Below are 13,692 nucleotides of genomic sequence, written 5' to 3' on the forward strand. Positions count from 1 at the left end.
CTTTTTAGTCTAGCATCACTTCTCCCTTGATAGCTGGTACGCGTTTTATCCAACCCGAAAACTAATTACTTCGAACAATACGGAAAGACATCCACTTCACCTCATTTGAAAGATTTATATTTATTATACTCTATGGAATTTTTTGTTTATATTGTAAAATACACACACTGCATACTTACTCCCACAGTTGGAGATTATTTCAAATATACAAATTTGCATAATGAAAGAAGGGAATTCGTTTTGGATAAAAAACTGAAATTAGCATTTTCTGGTGGTGGATTTCGGGCTTCATTCTATGCACTTGGAGGGTATAAACGGCTAGTTGAATGTAAATTAGATAAATATGTCTCCAGTATCAGCTCTGTTTCTGGAGGTAGTATCACTGCTGCCGCTATTATGCTCGCCTTATATAAGGGCGGTGAATTTCGAAATGTGATTGATTTTGAAGAGCGTGTGATTACTCCATTAGTGAAACTCGGACAAATCGACCTTCGCACAAAATTGATTACAAATTCTTTTACAAAACAAGTCTTATCTTTGAAATCTCTTCGTGAGAAATGTAGTCATGCACTTCCAACGTTACTTGATGAATCCCTTTGCGGCGGAGTCCGAATGGAAGAATTACAAAACCTTCCGATTACTTGGTATTGTAATACAACTTGTTTAGATACGATGCGGATGTTCTATTTTTCAAATGATCATATGTATGGCACATATATAGGACAAACAAATCAAATAGATGACATTTCCATTTCTTATGCTGTGGCTACTTCAGCCGCTTTTCCGTTATTATTTGCTCCTATTTCTTTATCAGTAGCAGATCGAATCTTTAGCGACCCAGACAATCGCATGCAGGGGAGTCCATTAGAAAAATATGATACCCTTTGGTTCTCAGACGGAGGTGTTTTCGATAATATTGGAACAGAACCGTTGATATTATCGGATCAGGACGGAACCGATAATACGAAACATAGCTATCCTCATCTGGCAAAGCATAGAAAAGAACCTATGAAATTCATTCCTAAAAACCCCGATGAGATATACTTGGTGTTAGATGCCTCTGCGGCTGAAAAAGAGTGGAAAGAAAATGAAAAACCAACACATTTTGAATTAAACAAACGCATTTTTGATACATCGAATAGTCAAATTGTAGTATTAAGAAGAAAAATGCTGCGTAATCTAGATCCCGAAACGTATCCAGGATTACAGCTCATTCTTAGTAAACCTATTCAGACTTTATTAGATCCAAACAACAATCCTTTTTATACCGACAACGTTTCCTTACCAGACTACCATTTTTATTCGTCTCCTTCCGATCAAGAGAATATTGAAAAATTATTAGCGGGACTTCGGACGGATTTGGACGGATTCCATGATAGTGAAATTCAAACATTGATACGTGCAGGTGAAATTCGAATGGACATTGCCCTGCGGACGTTACTACCAGATTATATGAAGAATTTACAAAACATATCGATCCCTACATTCGCATCGGAAGATATAAAACAACTTTCAGATACACTACGGTCAGGTGGCAAACATCGCTTAGCTGGCAGCCTTTTTCAAAAACTTCATGATATGAAGGAATCTTGAGCGATATGGCCTCGCTATCCCTTTAGTGTGTTTATACAAAAGGGATGGCATTTTTTCGTTATAGTATCTTAACTTGATACACATGTATGGTGACCTCTATATTATAATTATCTATGTGATGAAACCAATATCTAAAAAGGAGTGTCTCTAATATGTACAAACTCAAAACAACAGAAACCAACAATAGTGTAATTGAGTTTATCGAAAGTGTTGAAAGTCCAAAAAAACGAGAAAATGCCTATCAATTATTAGATATATTTACTGAAACAACAGGATACACAGCAAAGATGTGGGGACCGAGCATTATCGGATTTGGTACATACCACTATAAATATGAATCTGGTCATGAAGGAGATGCCCCATTAGTAAGCTTTTCCCCTAGAAAAGCCAAAATCAGTTTATATTTTGCAGCTGGTGATCCTAAGCGAGAAGAACTATTGAAAAACCTTGGAAAATACACATCTGGAAAATCATGTGTATACATTAATAAAGTAGCTGACATTGATATTCATGTTCTAAAAGCGCTAATCGAACAATCTGTAAGCTTTTTAAAAGAGACGTATCCAAATCATTAATGAGATTTATTTAAATAGAGGGGATGGAGAAATACTTTGGAAATAGACAACATAAAGAAGATCCTAAGAAAAAAAGCAACTATATTTCAAACAGGTGGAAAAAGACCCGATTTATCTATAAATGAAAGTTGGATTGGAAAGATCCCCTATTCATTACCGAATGAAACTTACCCAATCGACCGTTATAATGGCAAAATGTATGCGATCATGATGCTTAATTTAACTCATGCTCCTTTTGTTCCAGAAGCATTAAAAGATATAAAAGCCATAGCATTATTTCTTTCTCCAAACTTTGATAAAGATTTATCCAACTTATCAGGAAATTTTTGTATTCGAGAATATGATTCTTTAGAGGAATTAGTACCTAATGAAATGTCACTTACGTTTCAAAACCTAAAAGCTTTTCCGTTAATCCCAAAACTAGTAACCGATGAGTTTCCCCTATGGGATACGGATGATTTTCCTAGTAACATGCAAGATAGAATTTTAGAACTTGAAGATACGACCGGAATGGAATATTACGAAGATATTTTTGAAGAAAATCGTTACATACATAAATTAGGAGGTTATGCTTGCTTTGCGCAATCAGGTATCCAATGGCCTCCGGATTATGAATTTGTTTTTCAAATAACGGAAGATCCAAAGGCACGCTTTGGAATTATTCATGGCGGCGGCATTTACTTTGCCAAAAATATGAAAACAAATGATTGGATTGCACATTGTGATTTCTTGTAGGGATAGAATGTTAAATGACTGCGGTTTTAAAAGAGGTGATTATCCTTGAAAAGATTTTTTATGAAAAGAATGAAAAATATAATGTTGCTAGTGGTATGTTTCTTATTTTTAAGTGGTTGTAATTACGAAAATGAAGATCAGGTAAAAAAATATATAAAGAAAAAACATGGAATTGATGTTGTTGTAACACATTGGGGTGCTATACATGAAGGGAATATGGGACATACATATCATACTGTTCAAGCAAAAAACAACAAAAATATGCAATTTCGCGTAGAGGTAAACGGCCTCTTCTATTCAACAATACAAGGTGATGAATACCAATACGGAAAAAATACATATGAGGAATATAAGAAATTTGAACCAACTTTAAAAGAAATGAAAAAGCTAGGCTACGAGGAAGTTGAAAAAGAAAGTGCTCTTCAATATATAGTTGATAATTATGATAAACCAATTGATGAGTTGCTATTAACTTTAAAAACGAATAACAAAATTGATTATAGTCAATTTGAATCCGCAGAATTAGATCGTTTATATGCTCTATTCCAACTCATTCAGAAGAGTAACAGAAAGATAACAGAACTTGAAATTAAGGACCAGAATGGTGAATTTATAGGTCTCCCTTTCAATAATGTGCAAAAAGTTATAACAAAAGAAGAACTGCTCCTAACAATGAAAAACACTTTAGACGGTTATTGGACATATTTGATTCAAACACAAACAAAAGTAATAGATAGATTAAAAGAAATACAAAACGACCGTTTTGTATTTAAAGGTATTACTTGTTCACATCCGAAAGATGGGGAGTGTCCGGAGTATGACGTGAATTTAGTTATTAATGCCAGTGAATTTAAAAACGATTCCCCTTTAATTGAGGATCTAACAAAGGTGATCACTATCCTTAACGAGGAACTACATAATAAAGAATTTACCATATGTTTAACCAACAAGAATGGAACAAGATATAGATCCTGGTTATCATCAGAAGAAATCAGAAAAAGTAATAACATCGAAGAACTTGTAAAAAAACGATATCCTGAGGAATAAATCTTAAACACTTTTTACGTTTATTATTTGGTGTAAGAGCATGTTTCAAAATATGCTCTTTCTTTTATTATGTTGAGACACCCGCTATAACGAAATTTCAAACTGAACCCTAAAACATGCACAAAAAAAAAGAACCTTTCAGCTCTTATTTTGTGCATAATTTCTTATTCTTTAGTTATTCAAATGGATCCTTCAAACCTCTATCTGTTCGGTTATATTTACCACTAACATCACGTAAAAAACATACACTAAGAAACGGCTTGGAAGTGGAAAAAATGATTTTTTACCCATTAAGAATTTTTTTGCGAAAAGCAAAGGTTTATGGTGATTTTTATCTCATATTTTCCCTAGTATTCTATAAAAACCGCCAAAACAAAGTCTTAATTACGTTTTTTATTAAAATCATTTACATTCCTTAGTATATATTTCCTACGATTTATTAGTGTTCTCCGTTACCATCTAATTACAATTTCGTTGCTCTCCAAAATCAAAAAATAAGATGAACTTCTAAAAAACTTTTCGATTAGGGCTTTAGAGAACTTCAAAATCCTAACTTGATGGGCATGCCATATTTGCCCCTTGTATTTTGCTAATGACATGCTAAAGACAACATGAATGAGTTCATCATAGTTATCTTACCTTAAAAATCTTTCAAAACTCTTTCATAAATGTTACAAAATCATTACATTTAAATATACAGAATTATGAAAATTACAGTTGATATGAATAAAAAATTCCACGTTTTAGTTATGAGTCTTTTTAATAAACTATAAAAAAAAATTATAGTTTATAGGGTACGCCAATCGAAGAACATCATAATAAATTTCTTGAATCACTTTCATATGTATTCTACCTTTTAGCAATTTCTTCATGTCTGGATGCTGTCCCGGCTTTTCAAACGTGTATAGTTTAGAACCCACTAGGTCCCGTAATCTTGAAGTAAGCGAAATCCCGACAAATTTCCACAGTTAAAATATATACATTTCCCTAAAACAAAGGAGATATCATAATTTTTCTCTTTTTTCTTTTAATCTTCGACACAATATGACAAAACAGTTATAACTAAATCTGTTATGCTTGTTAGGCAAATCTTACATTTTGCACTTTTAAAATGAGTAAAAATGAAAAAGAGGGATTCATATGCAAGCATTAATGGTATTATTCTTTTTTGCTGCTATTGCTATATGTGTAATGATAGTAGTAGCCGCTATTAAAAAGAAAAGGAAAAAGAAATTAGTTATTTCAGCAATTTCTTGTTTAGTATTGTCTATGGTGTGTTTCTCATTGTCACCAAAAACAGATAATGTAAAAAATACAGAAACAAAGGCAACTTCTGCTGAACCTAAGAAAAAAGAAAACTCAAATAACGAGAAAGTCGATCAAAAGAAAGAGAAAGAAAACACCGCCCAACAAAAACAAACTGGCAATACAGATAAAACTACTTATGAAAACGAAATAAAGCCTAAAATCGATGAAATGATTAAAGAATACGATGAAATTTGGAACAAAGAATGGAAGCCAGTTTGGGAAGAAGTCAATAAGGATCCTTCTTCTGTAGATAAAAATTCTTTAAAAGAAAAAATGGAGTCAATTTCAAATAAATACAATGACCTTTCTAAAAAGAATATAGAATTCAAAGCAGCTGATAAACTAAACGATCCTGTACTAAAAGAGAAAATGATTAAATTTAGAGAAGAATTTGGTTTAGCAACAAACTATAGAGGGAACGCTGCAACTGCTATAAACCAAGGTTTAAAAGGTATTGCTCCTATGAAAGGCAGAATGGAAGAAGCTAAAAAGTCAATTAATCTATCCGATAAAAAAATTATAAATGCAGCAGCTAATTTAACAGAAGTTGAAACTAAACTAGGGATTAGTCGTAACTAAAAAAGAGTTCTTTTCATTCTTATTATGATTAATTGTAAATATAAAAATATAAAGAGGGATAAATATAAGTATAAAGTATAAAAAGCTAGATGAACGGTATGGAGTTATTGAATATCCAGTAACATTGACTGATAGGGTTGATATATCAAAGGAACTTCCAAAGACAGAGCGTAAATTTTATGAGTATGCTTTCGATGCATTGAACAAGGTTATGAAAACAGGAGAGAAAATTTACTACTTTGATGTGGCTGATCCGAAGTTAACGAAAACAGGGTTTATTGTTGTTGGAGAACATAACTTGTATTTCGTGATGATGAAAGGCGGACTGTTTGGCGGAGCTGAAGCTGAGATTGTTAAATACAAAGATATTAAGAGTGTTGACTTCGATATCATTCAAGGGATGTTTGGTGTATCAATCATGAACACAGAAATCATTTACTTAGAACTAAAAAAGATGTTCGGTTCAAAAAAGCGTACTATCCGTAATATTCCAGATTACAATATTGATTCGATTGTAAAAGTACTACGCGATAGATTGAAATAGAGATTGGAGAATCATGAATGAACAAGAAAAAAATAATAGGTGTATTGATAGGAGTATCTGTTTTAATCGTAATTATTAATATTTTTATATCAAAAGATAATGTATCTCGAGCTGAATATAATAAATTAGTTGATAAAAACTTTGATGAAAAACAACAGTTAAGAAGCGAAATTAAAGACTTACAAGCTGAAAAACTATCATTAGAAAATGAAGTAAAAAGATTAAAAGAGGCTCAATCGAAACCAGTTGCTCAAGCTACTCAAACGCAACCTGTTCAACAAGAACAACCAAAGAAAGAAGAGCCAAAACAGGAACAGCAACAAACGACAGATGCTTTTGAAAATCCTATGAAAAAAATTGATAAAGCTGGCGCTATGGATAAAGTTAAGGAAAAAGCAAAACAAGACTTCCCAGACGACTATTCCACACAAAATTATGTTGCAAAAAAACAATCAGAAGCGTTTGATTACTTGAATAGGATTGCTATCAAATCTCAGGAAGAATTAAATATAATGAATAACGCATTACGTGATTTTCCTAATGATTTTTCAACAGCTAAATATGTGTATGAAAAACAAATGAAAGCAAAAAGCGAGCAATAATAAAATTGAACAAAATACTTATTAGTAAAGGGCTCTATATGGTGACCCATCAAGTTAACAAAAGTAAGAGGCTGTCCAAAAAGTGAAACTTTTGGACAGCCTCTTTTTACTAATTTTCATTAGAAATCGAAGTTATCAGGATCTGGACCAACGCGGTGATTTTCGTTTAATGCATCGATTTTTTCCATATCTTCTTTTGTTAATTCAAAATTAAATATATCAGTATTTGCAATAATTCGATGCTCTTTCGTTGATTTTGGAATTGTTACAATGCCATTTTGTAAATCCCAGCGTAAAATAATTTGCGCTGTTGTTTTACCATATTTATCAGCTATTTCTTGTAATGTTTCGTTATCTAATAATTGACCTTGCATAAGCGGTGACCATGCTTCCATTTGAATTCCTTGCTCTTTACAGAAAGCTTGTAGTTCTTTTTGTGTTAAACGTGGGTGATATTCCACTTGGTTAATCATCGGTTTCATTTCTGCATCTTTCATGACATCTTGCAAGTGATGGATTTGGAAATTACTTACGCCAATCGCACGCACATGGCCATTTTTGTAAAGTGTTTCTAACGCTCTCCACGTATCTTTATATTTTTCTTCTACAGGCCAATGAACAAGGTATAAATCTAAATAATCTAGTTCTAATTTTTTTAAGCTCTCTTCATATGCAGCGATTGTTGTTTCATATCCTTGATCTGCGTTCCACACTTTTGAAGTGATAAATAAATCTTCTCTCGAAATCCCAGCTTCTTTTATACCTGCACGGATGCCTTCACCCACTGCTTTCTCATTTCCATAAATCGCAGCTGTATCGATACTACGGTATCCTTCTTTAATCGCTATCTTTACAGCCTCTACAAGTTCTGGTCCATCTTCTACTTTAAATACACCTAAACCGAACCAAGGCATTTCTACACCATTATGCAATACTGTTTTACTTTGTAAATTTTTCATTATACTTTTCTCTCCTTTATTTTACTTGACCTCTTTTTTCTAACTTCATACTCCAAGCTGTTAAAATAACAGCGCCTACTACCATAATGCCGCCTACCCATGCTGTATGAATGAACCCTAACGAGTTCGTTACAATACCACCTAAATAAGCCCCAAGAGCAATTCCTGCGTTAAACGCTGCAATATTAATTGCTGAAGCAACATCGACAGCGCTCGGTACAAATCGTTCAGCCAATATAACGACATACACTTGTAGCCCCGGAACATTCATAAATGCGAATAGCCCCATGAAAATAATCGTAATAAGCCCTGCTACTTGAAATGGCGCTGTAAATGTCAGTACGAATAATACAATTGCTTGAATGAAAAACATATAAAATAATGCACGAATTGGATTATGATTTGATAGCTTCCCACCGATCATATTTCCAATCGCAATTGCAATTCCATACACTAATAAAATGATTGTAACGGTACTTTCTTTAAATCCTGTTACCTCTTGTAATAACGGAGATAAATACGTAAATGTTACAAATGTTCCCCCATACCCTAATGCAGTAATGATGAAAACAAGTAATAGTCTTCCATTCGTGATAAGTTTGAATTGATCACGAAATGATACAGACGTGCCTTTTTTTAAATTAGAAGGAATTAACATACTGTTTGCGATTAAGGCAACGATTCCAATTACCACAATCACCATAAACGATGCTCTCCAGCCGAATTGTTGACCAATAAATGTTCCAATTGGTACACCTGTAATAGTCGCAACAGTTAAACCAGTAAACATAAAAGCAATCGCGCTAGCACGTTTATTCTCTGGTACGAGTGCAGCTGCAATTGTGGATCCTATCGACATAAAAACGCCATGCGCGAAAGCAGATACAACCCTCGCAATAAGTAATACAGTAAAACTTGTTGCAACCGATGCAATTCCATTACCTACAATAAAAACAATCATAATCCACATTAATAATGTCTTTCGCGACATACTAGCCGTTAACGACGTTAAAACAGGCGCTCCAAAAGCTACCCCTAACGCATATAAGGAAACGGTTAAACCAGCTGTTGTAACCGAAACATGTAAATCTTCCGAAATAGATGGTAATAAACCGACACTAATAAATTCCGTTGTCCCAATTCCAAACGCACTAATTGCTAATGCTAATAACGCTAACACACTTCTTCTATTTGTTTGAACCCCTGAAGAAGATACTGTATATGAATTCAATTGAACTCCTCCTTAATACCAGAAATCCAATCATAATAGTATGATAAAAAGGCCCTTTTATCTTCCGAAAAAATATATTATTTCCTATAAATGCTATTATGAATGATTTCATCTTTTTTCTGAATAACGCACCTTTAAGTAATATAGGCACCAAAAAGTAATATAGGAACCTTTTGGTACCGTACTACTCATTTACCTCTTACGTATGTTATTATGAAACATATTCAACGCAATAAAAAGTACGTACTTAAAAGTGCTATAGGTACTTAAAAGTAACCTTTAAGTTATTTAGATCTAAATTCATCAAAGGAGATTTTCATATGAAGAAATACAATATTCCTGTGGAGGCAACTTTAGAGGTTATCGGTGGAAAATGGAAAGTTGTTATCCTTTGTCATTTAAAGAAAGGCAAAAAGAGAACGAGCGAGTTAAAACGTTTAATGCCTGGTATTACACAAAAAATGTTAACACAACAATTACGCGAACTAGAAGCAGACGGTGTAATCCAAAGAAAAATATATAACCAAGTACCACCGAAAGTAGAATATTCGTTAACTGATTACGGTTCGTCTTTAGATTCCATACTAGATTCTCTCTGTACTTGGGGTGAATGTCATCTCGAAAAGAATGGGAACACGTCCATGCTTATTACAGCAGACGAATAACAAAAACGTACAGTATTGTTACGGTGCAAATAATCTTTAGCGTGGAGTTCTTCCGAAATGCTGGTCGTACTCCATACTATATTTTTTATCTCCTAAACCTTATAAACTTGTGGTGTAAATCAAAATTTCACAATTACCTATTCTTCGTTTTATTTCTATTTGTAACTTTTCTTTTGCGAATTCTAAAAAATATGATGGAATTGTTGCAAATTGTACAGTTGTTACCTTGTCACTATACATGACAAAAAAATCAATTTCATATTGATATATCACTGTACCATCATTCTCCTTTCCCTAGCTTACAATTAAAATGCATGCAAACACCCAGTAAAAATTTACAGCCTGTTAATCGAGCTAAATCAAAGATTTAGCTCTTTTTTATGAAAAAACTCTTCGTAAAAGAACGTAAGTTCGTGTATAATAAGAACAAACGTTCTTACATGTAGGAGTGATTACTTTGTATGACTATTCCCTATTACCGAACCGTTACATCTTATGCGTAGACTTACAAAGTTTTTACGCTAGTGTGTCCTGCGTCAAAATGGGACTCGATCCATCGCGTACGAAACTAGCCGTTGTTGGCGATGTGAATAGACAAGGTTCGATTGTATTAGCTGCCACTCCGCCGCTAAAAGACCTAGGAGTTAAAAAAATGAGTCGGCTGTACGAAATCCCTCGGCGGCCAGACATACTTATTGTCAATCCGATTATGGAAACATATATAAGATGTTCGAATTACATAACAAAACTAGCATTACAATACGTGGCGACAGAGGATTTTCATCAATATTCGATTGACGAGTTTTTCATGGATGTAACCGCAAGTCTCCACTTGTTTGCGGATCATCCATATGAATTTGCGCTGAACTTCAAAAGGGAGATATACAAACATACTCGCATCCACAGTACGATCGGCATTGGACCGAACTTATTAATGAGTAAAGTCGCTTTGGATATAGAAGCTAAGAAAACGAAAAACGGAATTGCTTATTGGGTTTATAACGATGTACCTGAAAAACTATGGCCAATACGGCCATTAAGTAAATTTTGGGGTATCTCTCACAGAACGGAAGCAAAATTAACTCGGGAAGGGATTGCTACTATCGGCGATCTAGCGCATTATCCATTGCATTATTTAAAGGAAAGCTTCGGAGTAATCGGCGAAGAACTTCACTTACATAGTAACGGCATTGACTTTAGTCGTATTTCAGAAAAATATGTACCACATGAAACTTCTATTTGTAAAAGCCAAATCCTTTTACGCGATTATGAAATACATGAGGTTCAGCCGATTCTATTAGAACATACAGAAGAAGTTTGCTACAGATTACGCAGCAAACATAAACTAACACGAACGATACAGTTTTCTATTGGCTATAGTAAGGATTCTCCTGGAGGATTCAAAAAATCATGTACATTAGAACGTCCTACAAACCTAACATTAGATATTTATCGCGTTTGCTTAAGACTCTTAAAGCAACTACATACCGGCGAGCCGATTCGCACAGTCAGTATTGGACTAACGAATTTAGTAAACGAAGGCGAAGAACAAATCAGCCTCTTTGATGACATATATGCAAGAGAACGAGAAATCATCCTTGCAAAAACAATGGATGAAATAAGAACACGCTTCGGTAAAAATAGCATCCTGCGCGGAGTATCCTACTCCCCTACCGCTACTGGAAGATACAGAAACACACTGATTGGAGGACACAAAGCATGAATAATATAGGAGTACCCAAAATAAAAGGCCGAGGAATGGTAAAGTGGCAGCCATTTGCGAGTATGCCCGAGCAATTTATCGGTATAAAACAAATCATTAAAGATCAAACAAAAATACCACGTCCGATTGTTACACAAGATATGAAAGAAGACATCGAAAGGGCGCTACTTGAATCAATGAAATTACAAAAAACGATTTTGATTTCTTATTACCAAGATGGGCAGATTTTGCATGAGACAGTTGTTGTAAAAGCGATTGCAGGGCAGACTAGGATGGTGTTTTTTCAGGATTTGTTTGGGGTTACTTTGCGGTTGGGGTTTGATGGTATTGTGGGGGTTGACTAAGATCTAGTGACGGCTATTTTAGCTGTGTATTCAATTAGCTTCATATGGCTGTCTATAGCTCTTTATGATTACAAATCACTCTTTGCGATTATCAATTAATAAGTGCTATTCAATGGTATTTTATCGTAATAATGTCCAATAATTATTAACTCCTCTAGTATTTCTGGTCTTTTACGAATCCACTCCTCAATATATAGTCGCTCATTTAAATCATTCTCAAAAAATGTTGTTTCCCGTATCTCTTCTAGCATCAATAGACAGACAAAAATAAAGAGGACATGTCTTCACAATAGATATGACCTCTTTATTTTTACTTGTTAAGATGTTAGTAATAAAACTAATGTGGAATTGAACAAGTAGGATAGACTAAAACCAAATAATAGAAAAACGATATCTTTGTAGGGCTCTACGTTACAGTGAACCTTTGTGAATAATATAAACTTATTGCCCGTTACAACAGGAATAAAAAATCAACTTGATAAGTATCTATTTCTAACTCTTATCCATGTACTTTTAACTTTCAACCATATTTTCTTTATTTTTTTGAAATGTAACGATATAGAATAAACTACGGTATAAACAAAAATCAACAACCAAAAAACAGCATCCAATATTAAAGTTACATTAAGTGAAGTCCTTCCTATAAATTCCGTATATAATTTGTAACTTGTAACAATAATTAACAGCACTGGAAAAACCAATATATACAAATATCCAGCAAGAGTACTAAACGATTGAAAATTATTCAAATACGATTTTCCTTCTCTTGTGAACATATCTCCTTGAGAATCGTAGGATGAATTCAACTCTTCCTCAACTTTATGGATATAATCATATTGTCGTTCTACTACTATGTTGGTTTGAAAATACCTTACGACCAAACATAATAATCCAAACCATAACATGGTGTGAATTGCATCGCTATTTATACTCAATGTTACTTTGAGTTGTTCCTTTACAATATCTGAAACAGCTTTTGACGGATCAACAGGTACAATGATAAGAATAAACATAGCTGCAAAAACTAACAAAGTGTAAATGAATAATCGATCTCTAAACTTCAGGTATTCCCGCTGCAAAGCAAACGTATCTTTGTAATGGTCGTGAAGTATTTGAAGTTTTGTCTCTTCCTCACCCATAAAATTACCTCAATTTCACAAATTCTTCAGAGCAGTCATTATCGCATCTTTAGTAAATGAATATGCCCAAGATGCACCAGCATTTAATAATTCGTCAGGAGATTCGTAGCTCTTATCAAGTTTAATTGCAAGTAGCTTATTCTTATTAGCTTTACTTCGGTTTACTTCGAAATTAATCCAATTCTTAAATCCTATTTCTTTATGATCTTTGTGCTGTTTGTTTGCTTCTTTGCCAACAATCACAAAAGTATAGGTAGCACTATTGATTTTCTTTGTTAATGCTCCCTTTACAACTGGAATACTCCAACTATTAATTTCGCCTGATGAGCGATCATCAAACGTGAATTCAAAATCGGAATTTGCATCCCAAGCCTCAAGTAAATACTTGTAGCTCTTATCATTTTCATAATCAAAACTTACAAAAACCTTTTTTTTAGCCATTTGGTTCCCTATCCCTTCTATTATATTATTTATTTTACATAAGATAATTATAACACATTAGGTAATAACTAGTAATTTCTAGCAAGGTATAGAGCAAAGATTATATTAGATAAAAGGGGAAATCACATCCATAAAAATAGATATGATTTCCCCTTCCTTCTATACACTAATAATAAAATTAATATTTTATATCAGGCGTGTTGATTA

Annotated in this window: 15 protein-coding genes; 10 read left to right on the plus strand and 5 right to left on the minus strand. The window is 33.6% G+C overall.

What is annotated here, in order from left to right; genetic code table 11:
* The first annotated feature begins 240 nt into the window (after positions 1–240).
* The 4 genes from V7024_RS18100 (at position 241) to V7024_RS18115 (ending at position 3,950) form a co-directional block, all read left to right on the plus strand.
* Positions 241–1,593, plus strand: coding sequence for a patatin-like phospholipase family protein (locus V7024_RS18100; protein ID WP_335522408.1), 1,353 nt, complete (start codon positions 241–243; stop codon positions 1,591–1,593).
* A gap of 152 nt (positions 1,594–1,745) precedes the next feature.
* Positions 1,746–2,168, plus strand: coding sequence for a DUF1801 domain-containing protein (locus V7024_RS18105; RefSeq protein ID WP_335522410.1), 423 nt, complete (start codon positions 1,746–1,748; stop codon positions 2,166–2,168).
* A gap of 36 nt (positions 2,169–2,204) precedes the next feature.
* Positions 2,205–2,903 carry a DUF1963 domain-containing protein gene (locus V7024_RS18110; protein WP_335522412.1) on the plus strand — a complete coding sequence of 233 codons (699 nt, stop codon included), beginning with the start codon at positions 2,205–2,207 and terminating at the stop codon, positions 2,901–2,903.
* A 60-nt stretch (positions 2,904–2,963) separates the two neighbouring features.
* A complete protein-coding gene (locus tag V7024_RS18115) occupies positions 2,964–3,950 on the plus strand; it encodes a hypothetical protein (protein WP_335522429.1) in 987 nt (328 codons plus the stop codon).
* 767 nt (positions 3,951–4,717) lie between these two features.
* Here the strand turns inward: V7024_RS18115 and V7024_RS18120 are convergent.
* Complete coding sequence (locus V7024_RS18120) at positions 4,718–4,918, minus strand: Tn3 family transposase (protein ID WP_154713361.1); 201 nt, start codon at positions 4,916–4,918, stop codon at positions 4,718–4,720.
* A gap of 172 nt (positions 4,919–5,090) precedes the next feature.
* Here V7024_RS18120 and V7024_RS18125 point away from each other — a divergent pair, with 172 nt between their 5' ends.
* The 3 genes from V7024_RS18125 to V7024_RS18135 all read left to right on the plus strand — a co-directional run bounded on the left by V7024_RS18125 (position 5,091) and on the right by V7024_RS18135 (position 6,983).
* Positions 5,091–5,837 (plus strand): ribonuclease, encoded by a 747-nt coding sequence (locus V7024_RS18125; RefSeq protein ID WP_335522414.1) that lies wholly within the window; start codon positions 5,091–5,093, stop codon positions 5,835–5,837.
* Positions 5,838–5,901: 64 nt separating this feature from the next.
* Entirely contained in the window at positions 5,902–6,381 is a 480-nt protein-coding gene (locus V7024_RS18130) for a PH domain-containing protein (protein WP_335522433.1), read from the plus strand.
* A 17-nt stretch (positions 6,382–6,398) separates the two neighbouring features.
* The gene (locus V7024_RS18135) at positions 6,399–6,983 is read left to right on the plus strand and encodes a hypothetical protein (protein ID WP_335522416.1); all 585 of its coding nucleotides are present in this window, start codon (positions 6,399–6,401) and stop codon (positions 6,981–6,983) included.
* A gap of 119 nt (positions 6,984–7,102) precedes the next feature.
* On the opposite strand, the gene V7024_RS18140 is transcribed toward V7024_RS18135, so the two are convergent.
* Together V7024_RS18140 and V7024_RS18145 are read right to left on the minus strand one after the other, a co-directional pair.
* Positions 7,103–7,942, minus strand: a complete 840-nt coding sequence (locus V7024_RS18140) for an aldo/keto reductase (RefSeq protein ID WP_098916762.1) — start codon at positions 7,940–7,942, stop codon at positions 7,103–7,105.
* A 16-nt stretch (positions 7,943–7,958) separates the two neighbouring features.
* Entirely contained in the window at positions 7,959–9,173 is a 1,215-nt protein-coding gene (locus tag V7024_RS18145) for an MFS transporter (RefSeq protein ID WP_335522418.1), read from the minus strand.
* Positions 9,174–9,493: 320 nt separating this feature from the next.
* Here V7024_RS18145 and V7024_RS18150 point away from each other — a divergent pair, with 320 nt between their 5' ends.
* The 3 genes from V7024_RS18150 (at position 9,494) to V7024_RS18160 (ending at position 11,905) form a co-directional block, all read left to right on the plus strand.
* Entirely contained in the window at positions 9,494–9,838 is a 345-nt protein-coding gene (locus tag V7024_RS18150) for a winged helix-turn-helix transcriptional regulator (RefSeq protein WP_098916758.1), read from the plus strand.
* Positions 9,839–10,295: 457 nt separating this feature from the next.
* Entirely contained in the window at positions 10,296–11,561 is a 1,266-nt protein-coding gene (locus V7024_RS18155) for a Y-family DNA polymerase (protein WP_335522421.1), read from the plus strand.
* A complete protein-coding gene (locus V7024_RS18160) occupies positions 11,558–11,905 on the plus strand; it encodes a YolD-like family protein (RefSeq protein WP_335522423.1) in 348 nt (115 codons plus the stop codon). Before V7024_RS18155 ends, V7024_RS18160 begins: the two co-directional genes overlap by 4 nt.
* 470 nt (positions 11,906–12,375) lie before the next feature.
* On the opposite strand, the gene V7024_RS18165 is transcribed toward V7024_RS18160, so the two are convergent.
* Positions 12,376–13,044, minus strand: a complete 669-nt coding sequence (locus V7024_RS18165) for a hypothetical protein (RefSeq protein WP_335522425.1) — start codon at positions 13,042–13,044, stop codon at positions 12,376–12,378.
* A gap of 15 nt (positions 13,045–13,059) precedes the next feature.
* Positions 13,060–13,485, minus strand: coding sequence for a TIR domain-containing protein (locus V7024_RS18170; protein ID WP_335522427.1), 426 nt, complete (start codon positions 13,483–13,485; stop codon positions 13,060–13,062).
* Between the last annotated feature and the right edge of the window lie 207 nt (positions 13,486–13,692).

This window comes from Bacillus sp. JJ864 (genome assembly GCF_036963045.1).
Classification (GTDB): Bacteria; Bacillota; Bacilli; order Bacillales; family Bacillaceae_G; genus Bacillus_A; species Bacillus_A pseudomycoides_C.

What these genes read in the sequence shown, in the direction of transcription:
- V7024_RS18105 (WP_335522410.1), top strand. Translation starts at nt 1,746, where the DNA reads ATGTACAAACTCAAAACAACAGAAACCAACAATAGTGTAATTGAGTTT.
- V7024_RS18115 (WP_335522429.1), top strand. Translation starts at nt 2,964, where the DNA reads ATGAAAAGAATGAAAAATATAATGTTGCTAGTGGTATGTTTCTTATTT.
- V7024_RS18125 (WP_335522414.1), top strand. Translation starts at nt 5,091, where the DNA reads ATGCAAGCATTAATGGTATTATTCTTTTTTGCTGCTATTGCTATATGT.
- V7024_RS18135 (WP_335522416.1), top strand. Translation starts at nt 6,399, where the DNA reads ATGAACAAGAAAAAAATAATAGGTGTATTGATAGGAGTATCTGTTTTA.
- V7024_RS18140 (WP_098916762.1), bottom strand. Translation starts at nt 7,942, where the DNA reads ATGAAAAATTTACAAAGTAAAACAGTATTGCATAATGGTGTAGAAATG.
- V7024_RS18150 (WP_098916758.1), top strand. Translation starts at nt 9,494, where the DNA reads ATGAAGAAATACAATATTCCTGTGGAGGCAACTTTAGAGGTTATCGGT.
- V7024_RS18160 (WP_335522423.1), top strand. Translation starts at nt 11,558, where the DNA reads ATGAATAATATAGGAGTACCCAAAATAAAAGGCCGAGGAATGGTAAAG.
- V7024_RS18165 (WP_335522425.1), bottom strand. Translation starts at nt 13,044, where the DNA reads ATGGGTGAGGAAGAGACAAAACTTCAAATACTTCACGACCATTACAAA.
- V7024_RS18170 (WP_335522427.1), bottom strand. Translation starts at nt 13,485, where the DNA reads ATGGCTAAAAAAAAGGTTTTTGTAAGTTTTGATTATGAAAATGATAAG.